The organism is Pseudomonas sp. GW821-FHT05D12, from assembly GCF_059419825.1.
This window is the reverse complement of the sequence record NZ_JBWKSN010000009.1, coordinates 157,115-179,693: the sequence shown is the minus strand read 5'-3', so window position 1 is coordinate 179,693 and position 22,579 is coordinate 157,115. Positions and strand designations below refer to the sequence as shown.

Sequence of the window (22,579 nt, the reverse complement as noted above, 5' to 3'; positions counted from 1 at the left end):
TCCTAGGTTCGAATCAAGTGGCCGCTGGCCGCAAGTAACTGACCGTCCAATAATGCACCCTGGTCGCCAAGAATCAACCGCCCCTCGGCAAACCAGCGAACCGCCAGCGGATAAATCCTGTGTTCCTGGGTGTGAACCCGTTGCGCAAGCGTCTGCGCCGAGTCGTCAGACTCTACCGGAACCACTGCCTGTACGACCAGAGGCCCGCCATCGAGTTCCTCGGTGACGAAGTGCACACTGCAGCCATGCTCGCTGTCACCGGCGTCGAGTGCGCGCTGGTGCGTGTGCATGCCTTTGTACTTGGGGAGCAGGGAAGGGTGGATATTGAGCAGGCGCCCTTCGTAGTGCCGCACAAAATCCGCGCTGAGGATGCGCATGAAGCCGGCGAGTACCACAAGGTTGGGGTTGAAAGCGTCGATCAGGTCGACCAGGGCACTGTCGAAGGCCTCGCGGCCTTCGAAAGCCTTGTGATCCAGGGAGCGGGTTTCGATGCCCGCGTCCCTGGCGCGTTGCAGGCCGTAGGCGTCGCTGCGGTTGGAGATCACCGCAGCGATGCGCACCGGGCTGTCGCCGGTGCGCGTGCTGTCGATCAGGGCCTGCAAGTTACTGCCGGTGCCGGAAAGCAGCACCACGACATCACAGGTCTGGGACATCAATGCGCCTTGAGGTTCTTCAGTTCAACCTGGGCTGCGCCTTCCGGGGCAGTGGCGATCTGGCCGATGACCCATGGCTGCTCGCCGGCTTCACGCAGTACATTCAGCGCGGTTTCCACGTGCTCTTGTGCCACGCAGATGACCATGCCCACGCCGCAGTTCAGCACGCGGTGCATTTCGGTTTCGTTGACGTTGCCTTTCTCTTGCAGCCAGTCGAACACTGCAGGACGCTGCCAGCTGGCCACGTCGACGATTGCCTGGGCACCTTTTGGCAGCACGCGCGGGATGTTGTCCAGCAGGCCGCCGCCGGTGATGTGGGCCATGGCCTTGACCGCGCCAGTGTCCTTGATCAGCTTGAGCAGTGGCTTGACGTAGATGCGCGTCGGGGCCATCAGCAGGTCGGTCAGTGGCTTGCCGTCGAGCTGGATGTTCTCGATATCGGCGCCGGACACTTCGATGATCTTGCGGATCAGCGAGTAGCCGTTGGAGTGCGGGCCGGAAGAAGGCAGGGCGAGCAGGGCGTCACCCGCGGCGACTTTGGAGCCGTCGATGATCTCGGCTTTTTCCACGACGCCGACGCAGAAGCCGGCCAGGTCGTAGTCTTCGCCTTCGTACATGCCTGGCATTTCAGCGGTTTCGCCGCCGACCAGAGAGCAACCCGACAGTTCGCAGCCGGCGCCGATGCCGGTGACTACCTGGGTGGCGGTCTCGACGTTGAGCTTGCCGGTGGCGTAGTAGTCCAGGAAGAACAACGGCTCGGCGCCGCACACCACCAGGTCGTTGACGCACATGGCCACCAGGTCGATGCCGATGCTGTCGTGCTTGTTCAGGTTCAGCGCCAGGCGCAGCTTGGTGCCCACGCCGTCGGTGCCGGAAACCAGCACAGGCTGCTTGTAGCCGGCCGGGATTTCGCAGAGGGCGCCAAAACCGCCCAGGCCGCCCATGACTTCGGGGCGCGCAGTGCGCTTGGCGACGCTCTTGATGCGTTCGACCAATGCTTCACCGGCGTCGATGTCTACACCGGCGTCCTTGTAGCTCAGGGAGGGTTGCTTGCTCATGATCCAGGCCTTTAGGGGGGATTTCTGGGTAACGACCGAGCGGGCAGGGGCTTTTGAACAGCGGCCCAGCCGTTGACGGTCTGCGAAGGCGCGCGATTTTATCAGGCTTGAGGGGCAGCGGCCATCCTCGGGCCGACGGGCAGGGCTGCATATCTGAAAAAAGCCGGTTAAAAAAATGCTAATCGGGTCTGCCATGCTGCGTATTAAGGTATAGCCTTTAATCCGCTATCGTTATGACAGTACGAAAACTTACCGAGACCCTGTGAATGTTTTACCGGTCGCTGTGGTCACAGCCTTGCCAAGCCGAGTTCACGCGGTCTGTTCCAGCCGCTAAATTTGTCGTTCGGGAATCTTCCATGCGTCTGTGTAAATTCTTTTTTGTGGGCTGCCTGTCTTGGGTCAGCCTGGCGAGTCATGCCGAAACCCTCAATGGTCTTTATCAAGTACTTGAACCGGTCAGCAGTCAGTCCCCGCAGGAGCGCGACCAGGCCACCCAGCGCGCCGTGCAGACGCTGGTGATCCGCCTCACCGGCGATGCCAAGGCCGCCGATGGCCCGGGCCTGGCGGCGGTGCGCAAGGATCCGCAGCAAATCATCAGTCAATACGGCTACGACGCCGGCCCGCCGGAAAGCCTGCAAGTCGATTTCGATCCAGTCAGCACCGATCGCGCCCTGCGTGACGCCGGCTTGTCGATCTGGGGCAGCAACCGGCCGTCGATCCTCGGTTGGTGGCTGAACGACTCCACCGAAGGCAGCAGCCTGGTGGGCGATGGTCAGACCGTCGCCCAGGCGCTGCGCCGTGCGGCACAACACCGTGGCTTGCCGTTGCGCCTGCCGCTGGGCGATCTGGATGAGCAGGTCGTTGCCACCGCGCCGAACCTTGAAAGCGCCGATGCCACGCCATTGCGCGCCGCTTCCGAACGCTACGGCGCCGATGCCTTGCTCGCCGTGCACGCGCGCCAGGAAGGCAACCAATGGCAGGCCAAATGGCGCCTGTGGCTGGGCGACAAGAGCGATCAGGGCACCGCGCAAGGCGCCGACACCGCCGCCGTGGCCGATGCGGTGATGTTGGCCGTCAGCCAGAAGCTGGCGCCGCGTTTTGCGGTCAAGCCCGGTGCGAGCGCCGAACAATTGCTGGAAGTGCAGGGCATGAACCTGGAGCGCTACGCGGCCCTGGGTCATCTGCTCGAGCCGTTTGGTGGCCATCCGCTGCGGGTGGATGGCAATCGCATTGTGTATCGCGTCAACGGCAGCGCCGACCAGTTGCGTACCCAGTTGAGCCTGGCCAAGTTGCAGGAGGTGCCGGCCGGCGAGGCGCCTGTCCAGCCGTCAGTGGGGGATGGCACCCAGCCGGCGCCCGCTCCTGAGCCGCAGGCGCAGCTGCGTTTTCGCTGGTAAACGTTCTTCCTTTATATAGAAGCAAAGACAGATGGAGTGGTTTATGGCGGATACGCGTCGTTGGGTGTGGCTTGGCGGACTTGTCCTGCTGTGCGCTTTTGTATTCTTGCTGCATTCGATCCTGACGCCGTTCCTGGTGGCGTTGTTGCTCGCCTATCTGTTCGATCCCGTGGTGGATCGCCTGGAAAAAGCCGGACTGTCGCGGACCCTGGGCGTGGTGACGGTGTTTGCCCTGTTCACGTTGATCATCACTGCATTGGTGCTGGTGCTGGTGCCGATGCTGGCCAAGCAACTGTTTCGCTTGTACGAGTTGGCGCCGCAAATGCTCGACTGGTTGCAACACACGGCCATGCCGTGGGTGCAGACCAAGCTGGGGTTGGCGGATGGCTTCTGGAAGTTCGACAAGGTCAAGGCTGCGATCAGCGAGCACATGGGCCAGACCACCGACATTGTCGGGGTGGTGCTCAGTCAGGCCACCGCATCCAGCCTGGCGCTGATCGGCTGGCTGACCAACCTGGTGTTGATCCCGGTGGTGGCGTTCTACCTGCTGCGCGACTGGGACATCATGATGGCCAAGATCCGCAGCCTGCTGCCACGCAACCGCGAAGAGCGCATCGTGGCCCTGGCTGGCGAATGCCATGAGGTGCTGGGCGCCTTCGTGCGGGGACAGTTGCTGGTGATGCTGGCCCTGGGGATCATCTACGCGGCAGGCTTGATGGCGATCGGCCTGGAGCTGGGCCTGTTGATCGGCCTGATCGCCGGCCTGGCGGCTATCGTGCCGTACATGGGTTTTGTGATCGGGATCGGCGCGGCGCTGGTTGCCGGGTTGTTCCAGTTTGGCGGCGACCTGTACCCGATGCTGGGCATTGTCGCGGTGTTCATGGTTGGCCAGGCCCTGGAAGGCATGGTGCTCACGCCGTTGCTGGTGGGCGACCGGATCGGCCTGCACCCGGTGGCGGTGATCTTTGCGATCCTGGCGGGCGGTGAGCTGTTCGGTTTTACCGGCATCCTGCTGGCGCTGCCGGTGGCGGCGGTGATCATGGTGCTGGTGCGCCATGTGCACGATCTGTACAAGGATTCGGATGCGTATACCGGGGTCGAAGATCCGGACCTGTAACCGTTTCATCACAAACCCGGCCTGAGCCGGGTTTGTTGTTTCTGGGGGCGGGGCGTCAAACAATCTGCGAAAAACCGCCAAGTTAACGCAAACCTTTGATTTTGCTTGTGGTCTGCTGCATTGTGCGCCCGGCGTCACGGGTATAAACTTTGCAAACTTTACACAGAGGCCACTAACGGTTCGTTTGGAGCCGTTCAGTCAGCATGAAACCGATTCAGCTGCCCTTGGGTGTGCGTCTGCGTGATGACGCCACCTTTATCAACTACTACCCAGGCGCCAATGCCGCTGCACTCGGCTATGTCGAGCGGCTCTGCGAAGCCGACGCCGGGTGGACCGAAAGCCTGATCTATCTGTGGGGCAAGCACGGCGTAGGGCGTACCCACCTGTTGCAGGCCGCGTGCCTGCGTTTCGAGCAGATGGGCGAGCCGGCGGTGTACCTGCCATTGGCGGAGTTGATGGACCGCGGTATCGGCATCTTCGATCACCTCGAGCAATACGAGCTGGTGTGCCTGGACGACTTGCAGGCGATTGCCGGCAAGGCGGAGTGGGAAGAGGCGCTGTTTCATCTGTTCAACCGCCTGCGCGACAGTGGCCGGCGCCTGCTGATCGCCGCCTCCACGTCGCCGCGTGAATTGCCGGTGAAGCTGGCAGACCTCAAATCGCGCCTGACCCTGGCGTTGATCTTCCAGATGCGCCCCCTGTCCGACGAAGACAAATTGCGTGCCCTGCAGTTGCGCGCATCCCGTCGCGGCCTGCACCTGACCGACGAGGTCGGACACTTCATTCTGACTCGCGGTACGCGCAGCATGAGCGCGTTGTTCGATTTGCTCGAACAGCTCGACCAGGCCTCTTTGCAAGCCCAGCGCAAGCTGACCATTCCCTTCCTCAAGGAAACCCTTGGCTGGTAGCCGGCCCTTTGTTTTCAGGACTTTCGGCAATTTCCAGGCGTCAGAAAACCCGCGTTTGGGCCGTTTTGGCCACGCGAAAGGCGGGTAAGGGGTGTTAAGGGCTTAGATGTCATAGTCCAAACAAGAAGTCACATAGATCACGATTGAATTTGCAAATCGATGTGATAGAAGGCATAGTCTCGACTTCCTTACATATCAGCCACGGTCGTGCCCATGCTAAATCGCTTCGCACCCCTCGTGCCTCTCGCACTCGTTACCCTGTTGTTTGGTTGCGCCTCCCACCCTCAACAGGTGGCAGAACAGCAAAAACCACAGGTTCAAAATCAGGCAAAATTCGTTGCTGCACAGTCTTCCACTGTTTATGAGGAAGAAGTGGCAACTGAAAAGGAACTGGCCGACTTCGCCGGCAACAAGCCTTACCAGCTTCCAGTCCTCGCCGACAGTATCCTCGAACGCGGCATGTCCCTGATCGGTACCCGTTACCGTTTCGGCGGTACTTCTGAAGCCGGTTTCGACTGCAGCGGCTTCATCGGTTATCTGTTTCGTGAAGAAGCGGGCATGAACCTGCCACGCTCCACGCGCGAAATGATCAACGTGAATGCACCGTTGGTCGCACGCAACAACCTCAAGCCCGGTGATCTGCTTTTCTTCAGTACAGCGGGTCGTGGTCGCGTCAGCCATGCCGGTATCTACCTGGGCGATAACCAGTTTATCCACTCCAGCAGCCGTCGCAGTGGCGGTGTTCGAGTCGATAATCTGGGTGACAGCTACTGGAGCAAAACCTTCATCGAAGCCAAGCGCGCACTCGCCATGGCCCCGACGACAGTTACCGCTAGCAAGTAAACTTAAAGTGATACTTGAAGTTTGACGTGTAAGCGCTAGAATCCCTGGATATTGTTGAAATCCGTTCGCGCGAGCTTTGCTTGCGCGTTCTGGTTTTCAGCGTTCGGCAGCGAAAGCCGCATCCAGACCAGGATTGTTCTGCACATGTCGACCTCGGCCCGCCTGATTCTCATTGTTTGCGCCGCGCTGCTCAGCGCCTGCGCCAGCCGTCCACCGCCGCCCGCTCCCGTAGCGGTGAAACCCAAGCCGGTGTTCAACTACTCCACACAGAATTTTTCGCCTGCTGCCGAAGATGTGCTCTTCCGTGCCTTGGGCCTGGTTGGCACGCCTTATCGATGGGGCGGCAACACGCCGGACTCAGGGTTTGACTGCAGTGGCTTGATCGGCTTTGTGTTTCGCGATGCGGCCGGTATTTCCTTGCCGCGTACCACCCGTGAGCTGATCGTGATGCGCGCGCAGGACGTCAGCGAGCAGAACCTGCAAACCGGCGACCTGTTGTTCTTCGCCACCGGTGGCGGCTCCCAGGTCAGCCACGCCGGGATCTATGTGGGTGAGGGCCGTTTCGTGCACGCGCCACAGACTGGCGGTACGGTGAAGCTGGATACCTTGTCCAAGGCGTATTGGCAGAATGCCTACCTGAGTGCCAAGCGCGTATTGCCAGGCAATCTGGCGCGTAACCCATGACGGACCGTATCACTGTAGGAGCCGGCAAGCCGGCTCCTACCCATCATTTAGCGGCCGACACCCGCCACACCTTGTTCCCCACATCATCTGCCACCAGCAAATCCCCCTGCTGATCAATCACCACGCCCACCGGCCGGCCCATGGCTTTCTCATCCTTGTCGAGGAAACCGGTCAGCACGTCCACGGGCTGCCCCTTCGGCTGGCCAGCCTCGAACGGGACGAAGATCACCTTGTAGCCACTGTGCGGCTTGCGGTTCCACGACCCATGCTGGCCGATGAATGCGCCGTTGCTGAACTGGGCTGGCAGTTTGCTGCCCTCGGCAAACGTCAATCCCAGGGAGGCGGTGTGCGGGCCCACTGCGTAATCCGGCGCGATCGCCTTGGCGACCAGGTCCAGGTTCTGCGGGCTGACGCGCACGTCCACATGCTGCCCGTAGTAGCTGAAGGGCCAGCCATAGAACGCGCCGTCCTTGACTGAGGTGATGTAGTCCGGCACCAGGTCGCTGCCGATTTCATCGCGTTCGTTCACTGCCGTCCACAGCTTGCCGCTTTGTGGTTCCCAGGCCATGCCGTTGGGGTTGCGCAGGCCGGAGGCGAAGATGCGGTGCTCGCCGCTGGCACGATCGACTTCCCAGATGGCCGCCCGGCCCTGTTCCGCATCCAGGCCGTTTTCACCGACATTGCTGTTGGACCCGACGCTCACATACAGTTTGCTGCCGTCCTTGCTTGCCACCACGTTCTTGGTCCAGTGGTGATTGATGCTGCCGCCCGGCAGGTCGACGACTTTGGTGCCGGCCTCCTTGATCGCGGTTTCACCTGGTTGGTAGGGGAAGCGCAACAGCTTGTCCGAGTCGGCCACGTACAGATCGTTACCGACCAGGGTCATGCCGAACGGCGAATTGAGGTTTTCCAGGAACACCGTGCGCGTTTCGGCGACGCCGTCGTGGTCGGCGTCACGCAGCAAGGTGATGCGGTTCGGGCTCGGCACAGCGGCGCCGGCGCGGCCCATGACTTTCTCCATGACCCAGCCACGAATACCCTTGGCGTCATCCGGCTTGGGTGGCGCGTTGGTTTCCGCCACCAGCACGTCGCCATTGGGCAATACATACAGCCAGCGCGGATGGTCCAGGCCTTCGGCGAACGCCGCCACCTGGGTGCCGGCGGCGGCGGTGGGCTTGGCGCCGTCCGGCCAGCCAATCGCCGGGGCGATATTCACGGTCGGGATCAGGGTCTTGTTTGGCTCCGGCAACTTGGGCGACGGCCCGGTGCCATCGGAGACCTGCAAAGTAGAGCTTTCCCCGCAGGCAGCGAGGGTGCCGGCGAGCATGATAAGCAGGGCGAGTCTGGTTTTGTGCATGGTGTTCTCCTTAATACCTGTAAGGGTAGAGGAGGCCGGTCGTAGGATGGTTCAAGTGCAAGGCCAGCTTTAATTGACGCTCCACCCCCAACCCACTAACCTTCGCGGCTTGTTCCAGGTGCTCTGTGACCCATGGGTCGACGGAGTGAAACAGGGAAGCCGGTGAGTGAGCGCACTTGTACACAGTGCTGCCGCGATTCCGGCGCTGCCCCCGCAACGGTAAATGAGTCAAGACGGTGCTTTCTGCCACTGTATCGCGTGCGATATGGGAAGGCGCGCTGTCGGCCTGTCCGAGTGCTCTCTTTATAAAGAGCCAGGGCGCCACTCATGAGTCCGGAGACCGGCCTGGTTCATCCAACAGCATCACGGTGGGCGATGCTTGGCTGTCTGTTTATCCTTTTTCCTGCCCGCCGTTTTTGTCCAGCCCCAACGGAGAGCTGCCATGACCGATTCCCCCGACCGCGACGAACGCCACCTGGCGCGCATGCTGCGCAAAAAAGCCGTGATCGATGAGCGCATCGCCAACTCCCCAAACGAATGCGGCCTGCTGCTGGTGCTCACCGGCAACGGCAAAGGCAAGAGTAGCTCGGCATTCGGCATGCTCGCCCGGGCCATGGGCCACGGCATGCAGTGCGGGGTAGTGCAGTTCATCAAGGGGCGCAACAGCACCGGTGAAGAGTTGTTCTTCCGCCGCTTTCCCGAGCAGGTGCGTTTTCATGTGATGGGCGAAGGCTTTACCTGGGAAACCCAGGACCGCCAGCGCGATATCGCCGCCGCCGAAGCCGCGTGGGCGGTGTCGCGCGAGTTGCTGCAAGACCCGTCCATCGGCCTGGTGGTGCTGGACGAGCTGAACATCGCCCTCAAGCACGGCTATCTCGACCTCGACCAGGTACTCAGCGACCTGCAGGCGCGCCCGCCAATGCAGCACGTGGTGGTCACTGGCCGTGGCGCCAAGCCCGAGTTGATCGAAATGGGCGACACCGTCACCGAGATGGGCATGCTCAAGCACGCGTTCCAGGCCGGTATCAAGGCACAGAAGGGCGTCGAACTTTGAATCAGCCCCGTCATTGCCCGGCTGTCTTGATCGCCGCACCGGCGTCCGGCCAGGGCAAAACCACCGTCACCGCCGCGCTCGCCCGTTTGCACCGCAATCTGGGGCGCAAAGTCCGCGTGTTCAAATGCGGCCCGGACTTTCTTGATCCGATGATCCACGAGCGCGCCAGTGGTGCGCCGGTGTATCAATTGGACATGTGGATGGTGGGCGAGCAGGAAAGTCGCCGCCTTTTGTGGGAAGCCGCCGCTGAGGCCGACCTGATCCTCATCGAAGGGGTGATGGGGCTGTTCGACGGCACGCCGTCCAGCGCCGACCTGGCGCGGCATTTCGGCGTGCCGGTATTGGGCGTGATCGACGGCACTGCGATGGCGCAGACGTTTGGCGCCCTGGCCTTGGGCCTCGCGCGTTATCAGCCGGATTTGCCGTTCGCGGGCGTGCTGGCCAATCGCGTCGGCACCTTGCGCCATGCGCAACTCCTCGAAGGCAGTCTCACCGAAGGCCTGCGCTGGTATGGCGCGCTGTCCCGCGAAACCGGGATCGAACTGCCGAGCCGCCACCTGGGCCTGGTGCAAGCCAGCGAGCTGAATGACCTCGACCTGCGCCTGGATGCTGCTGCGCAGGCACTGGGCAGCAGTTGTGAAGTTGCCTTGCCGCCGCCGGTGACCTTCGCCGCCCCCGAAGTGATCGAGGCCGAGCCGTTGCTGGCCGGCGTGCGCATTGCGGTGGCCCGTGACGAAGCGTTTGCCTTCACCTACGGCGCCAGCCTCGACCTGTTGCGGGCGATGGGCGCAGAGCTGCGCTTTTTCTCGCCGATCCATGACCGCGAATTGCCTGACGCCGACAGTCTGTATCTGCCCGGCGGCTATCCGGAACTGCACCACCAGGCGCTGTCGGAAAATACCTCGATGCTCAATGCCATCCGCGCCCATCACGCGGCCGGCAAACCCTTGCTCGCTGAATGTGGCGGCATGCTCTACCTGCTGGACTCGCTGACCGACGTCGACGGCACCCGCGCCGAACTGGTCGGCCTGCTGCAGGGCGATGCGGTGATGCAAAAGAAACTTGCGGCCCTGGCCCTGCAAAACGTCGAGCTGCCGGAAGGCGTGCTGCGTGGGCACACTTATCACCATTCCCTGACCAGCACCGAGTGGCAGCCGATTGCCCGTGGCGTCAGCCCCAATGGTGGGCGCGGCGCCGAGGCGGTGTTCCGACAAGGGCGTATGACCGCGTCCTACGTGCACTTCTATTTCCCGTCCAACCCGAGGGCGGTGGCGGCCTTGTTTGCGCCCGACCCTGAGGTGGCCAGCGCCGGCAAGCCGGCTCCCACCATTTACCGCGTTGAATCCCCATCCACTGTGGGAGCGGGCTTGCCCCCGATGGGGCCATGACCGACAACGCCTTCCCCCAGGCCGACCGCGACGCCGTCTACCGCGCCATCGCCGAGCGCCGCGACATGCGCCACTTCAGCGGCGGCAGCGTGGCCCCCGAGTTGCTGCACCGCCTGCTCCAGGCTGCACACCAGGCGCCGAGTGTCGGCCTGATGCAGCCGTGGCGCTTTATCCGCATCAGCGACCGCCAACTGCGTGGGCAGATCCAGCAATTGGTGGAAGAAGAACGCTTGCGCACCGCCGAGGCGTTGGGCGAGCGTTCCGATGAGTTCATGAAGCTCAAGGTCGAAGGCATCCATGACTGCGCCGAAGTGCTGGTGGCAGCGCTGATGGATGATCGCGAGCGGCATATCTTCGGCCGGCGCACCTTGCCGGAAATGGACATGGCCTCGCTGTCCTGTGCGATCCAGAACCTGTGGCTGGCGGCTCGCGTCGAAGGGTTGGGCATGGGCTGGGTCTCGCTGTTCGAGCCCCAGGCCCTGGCCGACCTGCTGGGCCTGCCGCCCGGCGCGAAACCCCTGGCGGTGTTGTGCCTGGGGCCGGTGGCCGAGTTCTATCCGGCACCGATGTTGCAGCTCGAAGGCTGGACCGAACCACGGCCGCTGAGTGACATGTTGTATGAGAATGTGTGGGGAGTGAGTCAATGAGTGTGGCCTTGCTGTGTGTCGCTGCAGTGGCGCTGGATGCGCTGCTGGGTGAACCCAGGCGCTGGCATCCGCTGGTGGCGTTCGGCAATTTTGCCGGGCGCATCGAGCAACGTTTCAACAGCGGTGGCCGTGGCTGGCGCAGCCATGGGGTGACCGCGTGGTTTATCGCGGTGGTGCCGCTGACCCTGCTGGCGACCGCCTTGTCGTGGGCGCCGTATATCGGCTGGGTGCTGGAGATCCTCGCGCTGTACTGTGCCCTCGGCATGCGCAGCCTTGGCGAACACGTGATCCCGGTGGCCCAGGCGCTACGCAGCGATGACCTGGAAGAAGCCCGCAAGCGCGTGAGCTACCTGGTCAGCCGCCAGACCAGTAAACTGGATCGCACCGAAGTCGCCCGCGCCGCCACTGAGTCGGTACTCGAAAACGGCAGCGATGCGGTGTTTGCCGCGCTGTTCTGGTTCGTCGTCGCCGGCGTGCCGGGCGTGGTGCTTTACCGCCTGAGCAACACCCTCGACGCGATGTGGGGCTATCGCAACGAACGCTTCGAGCGCTTCGGCTGGGCTGCGGCGAAAATCGACGATCTGCTGAACTACATTCCGGCGCGCCTGGTGGCGTTGACCTACGCAGTGCTGGGCAAAACCCGCCTGGCGCTCAAATGCTGGCGAACCCAGGGCCCGACGTGGGACAGCCCCAACGCTGGCCCGGTGATGGCCGCCGGTGCTGGCGCCTTGGGCGTGGAGCTGGGCGGCGCGGCGATCTACCACGGCGAGGTGCATCAACGGCCGCCACTGGGCGAAGGCCCGGCGGCGGATGCCGATTCCATCGACCGGGGCTGGCAACTGGTGCAGCGCGGCGTATGGTTATGGCTGCTGATCCTATGTGCGGGGGCGCAATTCTATGCTTGAACACGGTGGCCGGCTGCGCAAGGCGGCGATGCAGTACGGGATTGCCGAGGCTGATTGGCTCGACCTCTCCAGCGGCCTGGCGCCGTGGCCCTGGCCGATCCCCGAAATCCCGCTGCGAGCCTGGGCGCGCCTGCCGGAAACCGACGACGGCCTGGAGCAAGCCGCCAGCGAGTATTACGGCGCTGCGCATCTGTTGCCGGTGGCCGGTTCCCAGGCGGCGATCCAGCTGCTGCCGCGCTTGCGCCGTGCGGGCAAGGTCGGCGTGTTGTCGCCGTGCTATGCCGAACACGCCGAAGCCTGGCGCCGCGCCGGTTATGTGGTGCGTGAGGTGCAGGAGCAGGAAGTCGACTTCTTCCTTGATGGCCTCGACGTGCTGGTGGTGGTCAATCCCAACAATCCCACCGGCCTGAGCCTGGCGCCGCAACGCCTGCTCGACTGGCACACCCGGCTGGCCCAGCGCGGCGGTTGGCTGGTGGTGGACGAAGCGTTCATGGATGTCACCCCGCAACTGAGCCTGGCCAGCCAGGCCCATCAGGTCGGTTTGATCGTGCTGCGCTCATTCGGCAAGTTTTTCGGCCTGGCCGGTGTGCGCCTGGGCTTCGTGCTGGCCGAACGCAAACTGCTCAAGCTGCTCGCCGAACAGGTCGGGCCCTGGGCCGTCAGCGGGCCGACACGCGTGCTGGGCCAGGCCTGCCTGCGCGACACCGCCGGGCATGCGCGGCAACGTGCGCGCTGCATCGAGGCCGGCCAGCGCCTCTACGCCTTGCTCAAGCGCCATGGTTTCCAGCCCCAGGGCGGCTGCGCGTTGTTTCAATGGCTGATCACACCGCATGCCGAGCGCATGCACGAATTCATGGCCCAGCGCGGCATTCTGCTGCGCCTGTTTGTCCACGACAGCAGCCTGCGCTTTGGCTTGCCCGACACCGAGGCGGACTGGCTGCGCCTCGACGAGGCCCTGGGCGCCTACAAGGAAGCTGCATGACTACGCTGATGGTGCAAGGCACCACCTCCGACGCCGGTAAAAGTACCCTGGTGACCGCGCTGTGCCGTTGGCTGGTGCGCCAAGGCGTGGCGGTGGCGCCGTTCAAGCCGCAGAACATGGCGCTCAACAGTGCCGTGACCGCCGAGGGTGGCGAAATCGGCCGCGCCCAGGCGGTGCAGGCGCAGGCTGCCAACCTCGCACCCCACACCGACATGAACCCGGTGCTGCTCAAACCCAACAGCGACACCGGCTCCCAGGTGATCATCCACGGCCGCGCCGTGACCAGCATGAACGCCGTGGCCTACCACGACTACAAAGCCATCGCGATGCAAGCGGTGCTGGCCTCCCACGCGCGGTTGAGCGAACGCTTCCCGGTGGTGATGGTCGAGGGCGCAGGCTCCCCGGCGGAAATCAACCTGCGCGCCAATGACATCGCCAACATGGGGTTCGCCGAGGCGGTGGACTGCCCGGTGCTGCTGATCGCCGACATCAATCGCGGCGGCGTGTTCGCCCATCTGGTGGGCACCCTGGAGCTGCTGTCCCCGAGCGAACAGGCGCGGGTCAAGGGTTTCATCATCAACCGTTTTCGCGGCGACATCGCGTTGTTGCAACCGGGCCTGGATTGGCTCGAAGCGCGCACCGGCAAACCGATGGTGGGCGTGTTGCCCTACGTGATGGACCTGCACCTGGAAGCCGAAGACGGCATCGACCAGCGCCAGATCGACAAGGCCGCGCAAGTGCTCAAAGTGGTGGTGCCGGTACTGCCGCGCATCAGCAATCACACGGATTTCGACCCGTTGCGCCTGCACCCCCAGGTGGATTTGCAGTTCATCGGGCCGGGCCAGCCGATCCCGGCCGCCGACCTGATCATCCTCCCAGGCTCGAAAAGCGTGCGCAGTGACCTTGCCTACCTGCGTGCCAATGGTTGGGACAGCGCCGTGGCCCGGCATTTGCGCTACGGCGGCAAAGTGCTGGGGATTTGCGGTGGCCTGCAGATGCTCGGGGAGCAGGTGCATGACCCGCTGGGCCTCGAAGGGCCGGCCGGCTCCAGCCCTGGCCTGGGGCTGCTGGCATTCAGCACGACGTTGGAAGAAGAGAAGCAATTGCGCAATGTGCGCGGGCGTTTGTTGCTGGAGAACGCCGAGGTCAGTGGCTATGAAATTCACGCGGGCGTGACGTCCGGCGACGCGCTGTCGACCGCCGCGGTCCTGCTCGATGACGGCCGCAGTGATGGCGCGCAAAGTGCCGACGGGCAGATTCTTGGCACTTACCTGCATGGCCTGTTCGAGACGCCGGCGGCGTGCAGCGCCTTGCTGCGCTGGGCCGGCTTGCAGGATGTGCAGGAGGTGGATTACCACGCCCTGCGCGAGCGCGATATCGAGCGGTTGGCCGACTTGGTGGAAAACCACCTGGATACCGAACTGCTGCGCACGCTATGTGGGATTTGACGGTGCGCACGCACTCTCCCTGTCGGCGCTGGCTAGGCACCTCGTTGAATCAGCAAACCCCGGTTGACGCCATCGCTGGCAAGCCCGCGCCTACAGTTGAGCGGGTGGTAAATAGAGGGAGTGTCCCATGCACCAACTGATTCTCGGCGGCGCTCGCTCCGGCAAAAGCCGCCTGGCGGAAAAGCTCGCCGCTGACAGCGCGTTGCCCGTCATCTACATCGCCACCAGCCAGCCGTTGGACGGTGAAATGAACGCGCGCGTGGCCCTGCATCGCCAGCGCCGCCCCGACCACTGGGGCTTGATCGAAGAACCCGTAGAACTGGCGCGGGTGCTGCGCGAAAACGCCGCGCCGGATCGTTGCCTGCTGGTGGATTGCCTGACGCTGTGGCTGACCAATCTGCTGATGCTCGAAGACGCCGACCGCCTGGCGTTCGAGCGCGATCAATTGCTGGAAACCCTGGCCGCGCTGCCGGGGCAGATTATTTTTGTCAGCAACGAGACCGGACTGGGTGTCGTGCCGCTGGGCGAATTGACTCGCCGCTATGTGGATGAAGCCGGTTGGCTGCATCAAGCTTTGGCCGAGCGGTGTCAGCGTGTGGTCCTGACGGTTGCCGGCCTGCCCCTGACTTTGAAAGGTACTGCGATATGACTGACACCTGGTGGCTCAACCCCTGTAAGGCGATTGACGCTCAAGCGCGTGAACAAGCCTTGGCACGCCAGCAACAATTGACCAAGCCGGCCGGCTCCCTTGGCCAGCTCGAAGCGCTGGCGGTGCAATTGGCCGGCCTGCAGGGCCAGGTCAAACCCTCGGTCGAGCAGCTATGGATTGCGATTTTTGCCGGTGATCACGGTGTGGTAGCCGAAGGCGTGTCGGCGTTTCCGCAGGAAGTGACCGGGCAGATGCTGCTCAATTTCGTCAGCGGCGGCGCGGCGATCAGCGTGTTGGCGCGGCAGTTGGAGGCGCAACTGGAAGTGGTCGACCTCGGCACTGTCACGCCGTCGCTGGATTTGCCCGGGGTTCGTCACTTGAACCTCGGCGCGGGCACGGCCAACTTCGTCAACGGCCCGGCAATGACCGCAGCCCAGGGGCGCCTGGCCCTGCAGGCCGGGCGTGAGAGTGTGCTGCGCGCGCGCGAAAGCGGCGCACAGCTGTTTATCGGCGGCGAGATGGGCATCGGCAACACCACTGCCGCCAGTGCACTGGCGTGTGCCTTGCTCGATTGCCAGGTCAGTGACCTGACCGGGCCAGGCACCGGGCTGAACGCTCAGGGCGTCAGTCACAAGGTGGCGGTGATCGAGCGCGCGCTGGCCGTGCATGCCGGGCAGCGCGGTGATGCATTGCAAACCCTGTTCAACCTGGGCGGCTTTGAGATCGCGGCGCTGGTGGGCGCCTATCTGGCCTGTGCCCAGGAAGGCATCGTGGTGCTGGTCGACGGGTTTATCTGCAGCGTCGCTGCACTGGTTGCCACGCGGTTGAATCCGGCCTGTCGCGAGTGGTTGCTGTTTGGCCATCGTGGCGCCGAGCCGGGCCATCGTCATGTGCTGCAGAGCCTCGACGCGCAGCCCTTGCTGGAACTCGGCCTGCGCTTGGGCGAGGGAAGTGGGGCGGCGCTGGCGGTGCCGTTGCTGCGCCTGGCGTGTGCGTTGCACGGGCAGATGGCGACCTTCGCCGAAGCGGCCGTGGCAGATCGCCCCGCATGAATCTGCACCTGGACCTGTTGCGTCACGGCGAAACCGAACTGGGCGGCGGCCTGCGCGGCAGCCTGGACGATGCACTGACTGCCCAGGGGTGGGAGCAGATGCGCGCCGCCGTCGAGGCGCGCGGGCCGTGGGACCGCTTGATCAGCTCGCCGCTGCAACGCTGTGCGCGCTTTGCCGATGAGCTGGGCGCGCGCCTCAATGTGCCGGTCAGCCTCGCAAAAGATCTGCAGGAGCTGCATTTCGGTGCCTGGGAAGGCCAGAGCGCGGCGGCATTGATGGAAACCGATGCCGAAGGATTGGGGCTGTTCTGGGCCGATCCCTACAGCTTCACACCGCCGGAGGGGGAGCGTGTCAGCGATTTTTCCGACCGTGTCCTGAGCGCCGTCTCACGCTTGCATCAAGCCTATGCTGGCCAACGTGTGCTGTTGATCAGCCACGGTGGTGTGATGCGCCTGCTGTTGGCCCGGGCGCGGGGATTGCCCCGGGAGCAGTTGCTGAACGTCGAGGTCGGGCACGGTGGATTGTTCAGTCTGCAGGTCGCGGCTGACGGCGTATTGAAGGAAGTGGATTGAGCATGTTGCCCTTCTGGATTGCCCTGCAATTTCTCAGCAGCCTGCCGATTCGCCTGCCGGGAATGCCGCAACCTCAGGAGCTGGGACGCTCGCTGCTGTTTTATCCGCTGGTTGGCCTGTTATTCGGCGTGCTGTTGTGGGCGCTGAATACGGCGCTGATGGGCGCACCGCTGTTGCTGCACGCCGCGTTGCTGCTGACTGCTTGGGTGCTGCTCAGTGGCGGCCTGCACCTGGACGGCCTGGCGGACAGCGCCGACGCCTGGCTGGGTGGCTTCGGCGATCGCGAGCGTACCCTTGCCATCATGAAAGACCCGCGCAGCGGACCGATTGCAGTGGTCACTCTCGGCCTGGTGTTGCTGCTCAAGTTCACTGCGCTGGTGGCCTTGATTGAACAGCACAATGGTGCGGCGCTGATCCTGGCACCCCTGATCGGCCGGGCGTCGATGCTGGCGTTGTTCCTCACTACGCGTTACGTGCGTGCCGGAGGATTGGGCCAGGCGCTGTCGGATCACTTGCCGCGCATCGTCGGCCAGCAGGTGCTGATCCTGAGTGGCTTGGCGTGCCTCCTGATCGGAGGTTTCAGTGGCGGGATCGCGGTGTTGCTGGCGGCCCTGTGCTTTGTCGGCCTGCGCCAGCTGATGATCAACCGCCTGGGTGGCACCACCGGCGACACGGCGGGCGCTTTGCTGGAGCTGCTGGAAGTCGCGGTATTGGTCGGCCTGGCGCTGTAACACTTTCTTGCATTTCCTTAATCGCGGGTATATACACGTTCCATGCTTGCCTCCCAATGTTTATGTACCAACCTGCGACGTGCCGCCCGTGGCGTCAGCAGGCATTACGACGGCGCTCTCGACGGCTTCGGGATCAACGTCGCCCAGTATTCTCTGCTGTGCAACCTGCAGCGCCTTGATCAACCGAGCATTTCCAGCCTGGCGGAAGCCATGGGCCTGGATCGCAGTACGTTGGGACGCAACCTGCGGGTGCTGGAAGGCGAGGGCCTGGTGCAGTTGGTCGAGGGCGATGACCTGCGCAACCGCCTGGTGCTGTTGACCACAGCCGGTGAGGAGCGACTGGCCGCAGCGTTACCCGCCTGGGAAGCGGCGCAACAGAAATTGATCAATCAACTCGGCGCGGAAAAACGCGAAACCTTGTTGGCCTTGCTGGATGAACTCGCCTGACGGCGAGTTTGTTCGACTACAAGCGGGTATATACCCGCGAACGGAGAATAAGAAATGACCTCGATGTGGCGCACCAGTGGCTGGATTCTTGTAGGGAGTGCGCTGATCCTGGCGTTGTCATTGGGTGTGCGGCACGGTTTCGGCCTGTTCCTGGCGCCGATGAGCAGCGAATTTGGCTGGGGCCGTGAGACCTTTGCCTTTGCCATCGCCTTGCAGAACCTGATCTGGGGCCTGGCGCAGCCGTTCACCGGCGCGCTGGCCGACCGCTTCGGCGCGACCAAGGCAGTGTTTGTCGGCGGTGTACTGTACGCCGCGGGCCTGGTGCTGATGGGCATGTCGGATTCGGCGTGGTCGTTGTCGCTGAGTGCTGGCCTGTTGATTGGTATCGGCCTGTCCGGCACCTCGTTCTCGGTGATCCTGGGTGTGGTCGGGCGCGCCGTGGCGCCGGAAAAACGCAGCATGGCCATGGGCATTGCCAGCGCTGCCGGCTCGTTCGGCCAGTTCGCCATGGTGCCAGGCACCTTGGGCCTGATCAGTTGGTTGGGCTGGTCGGCAGCGCTGCTGGCGCTGGGCTTGATGGTGGCGTTGATCCTGCCGTTGGTGGCAATGCTCAAGGACCGCCCGCTGCCGGTAGTGGCCGGCCAGCAAACCTTGCGTGAAGCGCTCAAGGAGGCCTGCTCGCACTCGGGTTTCTGGCTGCTGGCCTTCGGCTTTTTCGTCTGCGGTTTCCAGGTGGTATTTATTGGTGTGCACTTGCCGGCCTATCTGGTCGACCAGCACTTGCCGGCCACGGTTGGCACCACGGTGCTGGCACTGATCGGCCTGTTCAATATCTTCGGCACCTACACCGCCGGCTGGCTGGGCGGGCGCATGTCCAAGCCACGCCTGCTGACGGGCCTGTACTTGCTGCGCGCCGTGGTGATCGTGTGGTTCCTGTGGGCACCGGTCACTGAAGTCACGGCTTACCTGTTCGGCATGGCCATGGGCTTTTTGTGGTTGTCCACGGTGCCACTGACCAACGGCACGGTCGCCACGCTGTTTGGGGTGCGCAACCTCTCGATGCTCGGCGGGATCGTATTCCTGTTCCACCAGCTCGGCTCGTTCCTCGGCGGCTGGCTGGGCGGGGTGGTCTATGATCGAACCGGCAACTACGATGTGATCTGGCAGGTGGCAATTCTCTTGAGCCTGCTCGCCGCAGCCCTCAACTGGCCGGTGCGTGAGCGACCCGTGGCGCGCTTGCAGGCGCAGATGGAGGCGGCATGAGTTTCAACGGGTATTGGCTCGTCGGGGCAGGGACGGTGGCACTGCTGTTGCTGCTGGCGTGGTGGGGCTGGCAACGCGGTGGCCTGGCGTTGATGCAACTGGGTATGTCGATCTGTTAAGTTCGTGGTCTGAACTCTTTAAAGGACTTTTCGACATGCAGATGCGCTGGCTTGCAGTTCCCGTGCTGATGGCTGCTTTTGGCGGTGTGGCGATGGCCGCCGATTGCCCACCGTTGCTCGAAGGCCAATTACCCAAGTTGCGCGCCAAGGAATCCATCGACCTGTGCCAGCGCTTTGCCGGCAAGCCCTTGGTGATCGTCAATACCGCGAGTTTCTGTGGGTTTGCCCCGCAATTCAAAGGCCTTGAGGCCTTGTACCAGCGCTACAAGGGTGAAGGGCTGGAGGTCATTGGCGTACCGTCCGATGACTTCAAGCAGGAGGCCAAGACCGGCGAGGAAACCGCCAAGGTCTGCTATGTGAATTACGGCGTGACCTTCACCATGACCGAGCCACAGAAGGTCAAGGGGCCGGACGCGGTGCACTTGTTCAAGGTGCTGGCACAGCAGACCGACGCGCCGCCGAAGTGGAATTTCTACAAATATGTGGTCGATCGCCAGGGTAAGGTGATTGCCAATTTCTCCAGCCTGACCAAGCCGGACAGTCCGGAGCTGATCAAGGCAGTCGAGCAGGCGATCGCCTCTAAACCTTGACGAAGCCCACTAAAAAGCCCCGCCTCCTTTGCAGGAGAGCGGGGCTTTTTCACACCGGTCTGGATCAGAAGGTGTAGGTCATGCCCAGGCCGAAACCGTTGGCACTGTTTTCATATTTGGCGCGGTAGGAGGCGGTCGACGGCGCGTCGGCCACCTGGTTGACCTTGACGTCTTCTTCCTTCAGGTAGGAGTACGCCAGGTCGATGGTCATGTTATCCAGGACTTTGTAGCCCAGGCCCACACTGAAGATCGTACGGTCGCCAGTCGGGATGCGCGGCGAACGATCGGTGTTGTTGGTAGGCGACTGGTCGAACGTCAGGCCGGTACGCAGTACCACTTGCTTGGTCAGCTGGTACGAGGTACCCACGGCGTAGGCCCAAGTGTCGTGCCAGTTCTGTTCTTCAGTGATGTTGGTGAGCCCGCCGGCCAGCAGGCCGCCGGAAGCCGAGACGCCTTCGTTGTTCACCGTGATTTCTTTCAGGCGGCTCCAGCGCGTCCAGGTGGCACCACCGTAGACTTTCCAGGCATCGCTCAGGTCTTGAGTTACCGACAGATCGTAGGACTCAGGCGTGTCGATTTTCAGCGAGGCGTCGTAGCGGTTATTGGCCAGGAGGAACTGGGTGTTGCTCGGGCCGCTGACGGTGGTGTGGCCATCAAGCTTGTACTTGACCTTCGAGTGGTAGGTCAGGCCTACCCGCGTGGTGTCGGTGGCTTGCACCAATACGCCGACGTTGAAGCCCAGTGCGGTGTCGTCACCCTTGATCTTTACGTTGGTGTCGCCGGCAGTCGGCAGCGTGGTCCGATCCGACTCCAGCACCCCGGAAATCCGGTTGATGGTCGGGCCAAAACCAATCGACACGCGATCATTGAACGCATAGCTGACAGTTGGCTGGAAGGTCATGACCTTCACTTCGCTCTTGCTGCCGAAGCCGCGGCCCTGGAAGCCGTTTTCATAGTCGGTCACCAGGCCGAACGGTGCATAAACACCGAAGCCGATGGCCCACTGATCGTTGAGTTTGTTGGTGTAGAAACCGAATGGCACCGCAGTGAAAGGAACCATGTCACCTTTGTTGGAACCGCGGGAGTTACCACCGGTATCGCTGATATCAGTGGAGGCATCAATCGCCGCAACACCACCGGTGATTTGCTGGCCATTGAGGCGGGACATACCGGCAGGGTTACCGTAGACAGTGCTTGCATCATCGGCAGAAGAGGAGCGACCTGCGAAACCCGTACCCATCCCGCTGACGCTCTGTTCGTTCAGTGCAAAACCGCTTGCGAACAGTTGGGAGGATGCCATGGCAACGGCGAGGCTAAGTGTGGTCTTGAGCATTACTTTTTTCATTATTAGAACTCCGTGGTGATCACCGCTGCGGAAAGTAACAATAATTTTAAGATCGCGCTATAGGCTGAAATGCAGGAGATAGAGCGGTTTTGTAGGACAATCCGACCAAAATTCGCGATTTTTGGCGAATCTTGCAAAATGCCCGGTCAGCAAACCACGTGATTCATGGGTGAAACACAGGTTTGCCAGGCTTGAGTGAAATCACGCAGCCGTCCTTGTGGATGAAAAATTTCTTTCCAGATACGCGCCATGGCCAAGACGTCACCCGGTTCCGGCAGTGCCGGACGGTGCTGTTCCACCAGTAGCCAGGCGATGGCCGTGGCGTAACGCAGGTTGACCGTCAGCTCAAGCTGGGGTGCGCTGAGAAACGCGTGTTGGCTGGCGAGCCCGCGTACCAGGCTGGCGCGTTCCGGGTCCAGCGCCAGGTAGTTGTCCCATAAGGCGCGGTGACGGGGTTCGGTGATGCTGTACAGGCCGTGGCCGCGGCGATCGTGCAAGGCGGAGCCGAGCTCCGATTGACTGGCGGCGATGCCCAGCAGCAGGGACTCAGCCGTTTGATCGTGTCGGCCCAGGTACATCAACGTCGGCCGGATCACATAACGACACAATTCGCTGGCGGCGATACCCATACAAGCCTCAATCCGTGGAAGTGGGCGACGGGCCTGAGAAGGGTGGGGGCTTGGCAGCAGTGGATCGGATCTCAGGCGCGTCGCAAGCGGATCATGCCGCTTGAGTTGAAGTGTAGTGTCATATTTGTGATGTAAAGGACTGTTTTTAAAACATCTTCGCTATGCAGTTATAACGGTTATATCTATTTGAACTTAGTGCAAAAGCTCAATGGCCGAATTCCAGGCAATAAAAAACCCTGTTTTTCAGACAGGGTTTTTGGTGTTTCAGCGACTCGGGTCGATCAGGCAACCAGTGCCTGACGGGTACGCTCGATCACGGCCTGCAGCGGTTCTGCGCTGGAGTATTGATCGGGGTACAGGCGTTCGCTGTGACGAGCGATGCCGTGTTCGTTGACCAGGGTGAAGCTGAAGCAGCCTTTGCGAGCGGCCATGATCAGGCAGTTCATTGGAGCAAAAGCGTTGGTGAGGGTGCGAATGGCATCCTGAGTGTGGATAGTCGACATATTATTGGTGTTCCTACAAATGACACGGTTAAGAACCGTGCAACGTTAAAACGTTCCAGTGACGTTGATCACCATTGATCGAACGAAGAACCCGACTGGAACAAAGCAGCCAGTTTGAAGCGCTGATAAGTTAGGCGCGCTTGGGCTGGCAGGTAGGTACTTAGGAGGGCAGGCAACACAACAGGGGCAAAGGTTCTGGGCCCGGGGTGAAGATCCTGATCAATTTGCAGGTTGGTTC

General features: G+C 62.4%; 25 protein-coding genes and 1 riboswitch. Of the genes, 19 read left to right on the top strand and 6 right to left on the bottom strand.

Features of this window, described 5'->3' with window-relative positions; all coding sequences use genetic code 11:
- Positions 1 to 2 precede the first annotated feature (2 nt).
- Both purN and purM read right to left on the bottom strand, forming a co-directional pair.
- Positions 3 to 653 carry a phosphoribosylglycinamide formyltransferase gene (gene purN / locus AC07SI_RS18460; protein ID WP_120449379.1) on the bottom strand — a complete coding sequence of 217 codons (651 nt, stop codon included), beginning with the start codon at positions 651 to 653 and terminating at the stop codon, positions 3 to 5.
- Positions 653 to 1,711: a phosphoribosylformylglycinamidine cyclo-ligase gene (gene purM / locus AC07SI_RS18455; protein WP_005790182.1), complete on the bottom strand. Its 1,059-nt coding sequence runs from the start codon at positions 1,709 to 1,711 to the stop codon at positions 653 to 655. Before purM ends, purN begins: the two co-directional genes overlap by 1 nt.
- 356 nt (positions 1,712 to 2,067) lie before the next feature.
- Between purM and AC07SI_RS18450 the strand changes: the two genes are divergently transcribed.
- From AC07SI_RS18450 to AC07SI_RS18430, 5 genes are all read left to right on the top strand, one after another.
- The gene (locus tag AC07SI_RS18450) at positions 2,068 to 3,108 is read left to right on the top strand and encodes a DUF2066 domain-containing protein (protein WP_495006229.1); all 1,041 of its coding nucleotides are present in this window, start codon (positions 2,068 to 2,070) and stop codon (positions 3,106 to 3,108) included.
- Between the two features lie 43 nt (positions 3,109 to 3,151).
- On the top strand, positions 3,152 to 4,225 hold the full coding sequence (locus tag AC07SI_RS18445) for an AI-2E family transporter (protein ID WP_065909713.1): 1,074 nt from the start codon (positions 3,152 to 3,154) through the stop codon (positions 4,223 to 4,225).
- Positions 4,226 to 4,428: 203 nt separating this feature from the next.
- Entirely contained in the window at positions 4,429 to 5,133 is a 705-nt protein-coding gene (gene hda, locus AC07SI_RS18440; protein WP_058422138.1) for a DnaA regulatory inactivator Hda, read from the top strand.
- 213 nt (positions 5,134 to 5,346) lie between these two features.
- On the top strand, positions 5,347 to 5,976 hold the full coding sequence (locus tag AC07SI_RS18435) for a C40 family peptidase (protein ID WP_065909715.1): 630 nt from the start codon (positions 5,347 to 5,349) through the stop codon (positions 5,974 to 5,976).
- Between the two features lie 144 nt (positions 5,977 to 6,120).
- Positions 6,121 to 6,660 (top strand): C40 family peptidase, encoded by a 540-nt coding sequence (locus AC07SI_RS18430; protein ID WP_025855819.1) that lies wholly within the window; start codon positions 6,121 to 6,123, stop codon positions 6,658 to 6,660.
- Between the two features lie 43 nt (positions 6,661 to 6,703).
- Here the strand turns inward: AC07SI_RS18430 and AC07SI_RS18425 are convergent, their stop codons facing one another.
- Complete coding sequence (locus AC07SI_RS18425) at positions 6,704 to 8,017, bottom strand: PQQ-dependent sugar dehydrogenase (RefSeq protein ID WP_495006228.1); 1,314 nt, start codon at positions 8,015 to 8,017, stop codon at positions 6,704 to 6,706.
- Between the two features lie 99 nt (positions 8,018 to 8,116).
- Positions 8,117 to 8,380, top strand: a riboswitch (cobalamin riboswitch).
- Between the two features lie 79 nt (positions 8,381 to 8,459).
- On the opposite strand from AC07SI_RS18425, the gene cobO reads away from it, so the two are divergent.
- From cobO to AC07SI_RS18355, 14 genes are all read left to right on the top strand, one after another.
- The gene (gene cobO, locus AC07SI_RS18420; protein WP_010208674.1) at positions 8,460 to 9,071 is read left to right on the top strand and encodes a cob(I)yrinic acid a,c-diamide adenosyltransferase; all 612 of its coding nucleotides are present in this window, start codon (positions 8,460 to 8,462) and stop codon (positions 9,069 to 9,071) included.
- Positions 9,068 to 10,459, top strand: coding sequence for a cobyrinic acid a,c-diamide synthase CobB (locus AC07SI_RS18415; protein WP_495006227.1), 1,392 nt, complete (start codon positions 9,068 to 9,070; stop codon positions 10,457 to 10,459). The genes cobO and AC07SI_RS18415 overlap by 4 nt, the downstream gene beginning before the upstream one ends.
- Positions 10,456 to 11,106, top strand: a complete 651-nt coding sequence (gene bluB, locus AC07SI_RS18410) for a 5,6-dimethylbenzimidazole synthase (RefSeq protein WP_495006226.1) — start codon at positions 10,456 to 10,458, stop codon at positions 11,104 to 11,106. Before AC07SI_RS18415 ends, bluB begins: the two co-directional genes overlap by 4 nt.
- A complete protein-coding gene (gene cbiB / locus AC07SI_RS18405) occupies positions 11,103 to 12,011 on the top strand; it encodes an adenosylcobinamide-phosphate synthase CbiB (protein WP_495006225.1) in 909 nt (302 codons plus the stop codon). The genes bluB and cbiB overlap by 4 nt, the downstream gene beginning before the upstream one ends.
- Positions 12,004 to 12,993, top strand: coding sequence for a threonine-phosphate decarboxylase CobD (gene cobD, locus AC07SI_RS18400; RefSeq protein WP_065909725.1), 990 nt, complete (start codon positions 12,004 to 12,006; stop codon positions 12,991 to 12,993). Before cbiB ends, cobD begins: the two co-directional genes overlap by 8 nt.
- A complete protein-coding gene (locus AC07SI_RS18395) occupies positions 12,990 to 14,441 on the top strand; it encodes a cobyric acid synthase (RefSeq protein WP_495006224.1) in 1,452 nt (483 codons plus the stop codon). The genes cobD and AC07SI_RS18395 overlap by 4 nt, the downstream gene beginning before the upstream one ends.
- A 127-nt stretch (positions 14,442 to 14,568) precedes the next feature.
- Entirely contained in the window at positions 14,569 to 15,090 is a 522-nt protein-coding gene (gene cobU, locus AC07SI_RS18390; RefSeq protein ID WP_106803020.1) for a bifunctional adenosylcobinamide kinase/adenosylcobinamide-phosphate guanylyltransferase, read from the top strand.
- On the top strand, positions 15,087 to 16,142 hold the full coding sequence (gene cobT, locus AC07SI_RS18385) for a nicotinate-nucleotide--dimethylbenzimidazole phosphoribosyltransferase (protein WP_495006223.1): 1,056 nt from the start codon (positions 15,087 to 15,089) through the stop codon (positions 16,140 to 16,142). The genes cobU and cobT overlap by 4 nt, the downstream gene beginning before the upstream one ends.
- The gene (gene cobC, locus AC07SI_RS18380) at positions 16,139 to 16,714 is read left to right on the top strand and encodes an alpha-ribazole phosphatase family protein (protein ID WP_495006222.1); all 576 of its coding nucleotides are present in this window, start codon (positions 16,139 to 16,141) and stop codon (positions 16,712 to 16,714) included. The genes cobT and cobC overlap by 4 nt, the downstream gene beginning before the upstream one ends.
- Before the next feature lie 2 nt (positions 16,715 to 16,716).
- A complete protein-coding gene (locus tag AC07SI_RS18375; RefSeq protein WP_262131887.1) occupies positions 16,717 to 17,445 on the top strand; it encodes an adenosylcobinamide-GDP ribazoletransferase in 729 nt (242 codons plus the stop codon).
- A gap of 42 nt (positions 17,446 to 17,487) precedes the next feature.
- Positions 17,488 to 17,892 carry a MarR family winged helix-turn-helix transcriptional regulator gene (locus AC07SI_RS18370; protein ID WP_065909733.1) on the top strand — a complete coding sequence of 135 codons (405 nt, stop codon included), beginning with the start codon at positions 17,488 to 17,490 and terminating at the stop codon, positions 17,890 to 17,892.
- A gap of 63 nt (positions 17,893 to 17,955) precedes the next feature.
- Positions 17,956 to 19,155: an MFS transporter gene (locus AC07SI_RS18365; protein ID WP_495006271.1), complete on the top strand. Its 1,200-nt coding sequence runs from the start codon at positions 17,956 to 17,958 to the stop codon at positions 19,153 to 19,155.
- On the top strand, positions 19,152 to 19,274 hold the full coding sequence (locus tag AC07SI_RS18360; RefSeq protein WP_256595067.1) for a hypothetical protein: 123 nt from the start codon (positions 19,152 to 19,154) through the stop codon (positions 19,272 to 19,274). The genes AC07SI_RS18365 and AC07SI_RS18360 overlap by 4 nt, the downstream gene beginning before the upstream one ends.
- Before the next feature lie 35 nt (positions 19,275 to 19,309).
- Positions 19,310 to 19,864 (top strand): glutathione peroxidase, encoded by a 555-nt coding sequence (locus tag AC07SI_RS18355; RefSeq protein ID WP_065909737.1) that lies wholly within the window; start codon positions 19,310 to 19,312, stop codon positions 19,862 to 19,864.
- Positions 19,865 to 19,928: 64 nt separating this feature from the next.
- Here AC07SI_RS18355 and AC07SI_RS18350 read toward each other — a convergent pair whose 3' ends face one another.
- The 3 genes from AC07SI_RS18350 to AC07SI_RS18340 form a co-directional block, all read right to left on the bottom strand.
- Positions 19,929 to 21,209, bottom strand: a complete 1,281-nt coding sequence (locus tag AC07SI_RS18350; RefSeq protein WP_201145667.1) for an OmpP1/FadL family transporter — start codon at positions 21,207 to 21,209, stop codon at positions 19,929 to 19,931.
- 146 nt (positions 21,210 to 21,355) lie between these two features.
- Positions 21,356 to 21,838: a hypothetical protein gene (locus tag AC07SI_RS18345; RefSeq protein ID WP_065909741.1), complete on the bottom strand. Its 483-nt coding sequence runs from the start codon at positions 21,836 to 21,838 to the stop codon at positions 21,356 to 21,358.
- Between the two features lie 281 nt (positions 21,839 to 22,119).
- Complete coding sequence (locus tag AC07SI_RS18340) at positions 22,120 to 22,341, bottom strand: hypothetical protein (protein WP_024076751.1); 222 nt, start codon at positions 22,339 to 22,341, stop codon at positions 22,120 to 22,122.
- Positions 22,342 to 22,579: the final 238 nt, after the last annotated feature.

Excerpts from the sequence above, each read along its gene's own strand:
- AC07SI_RS18340 (WP_024076751.1), bottom strand. The coding sequence starts at position 22,341 with ATGTCGACTATCCACACTCAGGATGCCATTCGCACCCTCACCAACGCT.
- AC07SI_RS18355 (WP_065909737.1), top strand. The coding sequence starts at position 19,310 with ATGCAGATGCGCTGGCTTGCAGTTCCCGTGCTGATGGCTGCTTTTGGC.
- AC07SI_RS18365 (WP_495006271.1), top strand. The coding sequence starts at position 17,956 with ATGTGGCGCACCAGTGGCTGGATTCTTGTAGGGAGTGCGCTGATCCTG.
- AC07SI_RS18345 (WP_065909741.1), bottom strand. The coding sequence starts at position 21,838 with ATGGGTATCGCCGCCAGCGAATTGTGTCGTTATGTGATCCGGCCGACG.
- AC07SI_RS18425 (WP_495006228.1), bottom strand. The coding sequence starts at position 8,017 with ATGCACAAAACCAGACTCGCCCTGCTTATCATGCTCGCCGGCACCCTC.
- AC07SI_RS18430 (WP_025855819.1), top strand. The coding sequence starts at position 6,121 with ATGTCGACCTCGGCCCGCCTGATTCTCATTGTTTGCGCCGCGCTGCTC.
- AC07SI_RS18375 (WP_262131887.1), top strand. The coding sequence starts at position 16,717 with ATGTTGCCCTTCTGGATTGCCCTGCAATTTCTCAGCAGCCTGCCGATT.
- cobT (WP_495006223.1), top strand. The coding sequence starts at position 15,087 with ATGACTGACACCTGGTGGCTCAACCCCTGTAAGGCGATTGACGCTCAA.
- AC07SI_RS18445 (WP_065909713.1), top strand. The coding sequence starts at position 3,152 with ATGGCGGATACGCGTCGTTGGGTGTGGCTTGGCGGACTTGTCCTGCTG.
- AC07SI_RS18360 (WP_256595067.1), top strand. The coding sequence starts at position 19,152 with ATGAGTTTCAACGGGTATTGGCTCGTCGGGGCAGGGACGGTGGCACTG.
- hda (WP_058422138.1), top strand. The coding sequence starts at position 4,429 with ATGAAACCGATTCAGCTGCCCTTGGGTGTGCGTCTGCGTGATGACGCC.
- cbiB (WP_495006225.1), top strand. The coding sequence starts at position 11,103 with ATGAGTGTGGCCTTGCTGTGTGTCGCTGCAGTGGCGCTGGATGCGCTG.
- purN (WP_120449379.1), bottom strand. The coding sequence starts at position 653 with ATGTCCCAGACCTGTGATGTCGTGGTGCTGCTTTCCGGCACCGGCAGT.
- purM (WP_005790182.1), bottom strand. The coding sequence starts at position 1,711 with ATGAGCAAGCAACCCTCCCTGAGCTACAAGGACGCCGGTGTAGACATC.
- cobC (WP_495006222.1), top strand. The coding sequence starts at position 16,139 with ATGAATCTGCACCTGGACCTGTTGCGTCACGGCGAAACCGAACTGGGC.
- cobO (WP_010208674.1), top strand. The coding sequence starts at position 8,460 with ATGACCGATTCCCCCGACCGCGACGAACGCCACCTGGCGCGCATGCTG.
- cobU (WP_106803020.1), top strand. The coding sequence starts at position 14,569 with ATGCACCAACTGATTCTCGGCGGCGCTCGCTCCGGCAAAAGCCGCCTG.
- AC07SI_RS18395 (WP_495006224.1), top strand. The coding sequence starts at position 12,990 with ATGACTACGCTGATGGTGCAAGGCACCACCTCCGACGCCGGTAAAAGT.
- bluB (WP_495006226.1), top strand. The coding sequence starts at position 10,456 with ATGACCGACAACGCCTTCCCCCAGGCCGACCGCGACGCCGTCTACCGC.
- AC07SI_RS18435 (WP_065909715.1), top strand. The coding sequence starts at position 5,347 with ATGCTAAATCGCTTCGCACCCCTCGTGCCTCTCGCACTCGTTACCCTG.
- AC07SI_RS18370 (WP_065909733.1), top strand. The coding sequence starts at position 17,488 with ATGCTTGCCTCCCAATGTTTATGTACCAACCTGCGACGTGCCGCCCGT.
- AC07SI_RS18350 (WP_201145667.1), bottom strand. The coding sequence starts at position 21,209 with ATGAAAAAAGTAATGCTCAAGACCACACTTAGCCTCGCCGTTGCCATG.
- cobD (WP_065909725.1), top strand. The coding sequence starts at position 12,004 with ATGCTTGAACACGGTGGCCGGCTGCGCAAGGCGGCGATGCAGTACGGG.
- AC07SI_RS18450 (WP_495006229.1), top strand. The coding sequence starts at position 2,068 with ATGCGTCTGTGTAAATTCTTTTTTGTGGGCTGCCTGTCTTGGGTCAGC.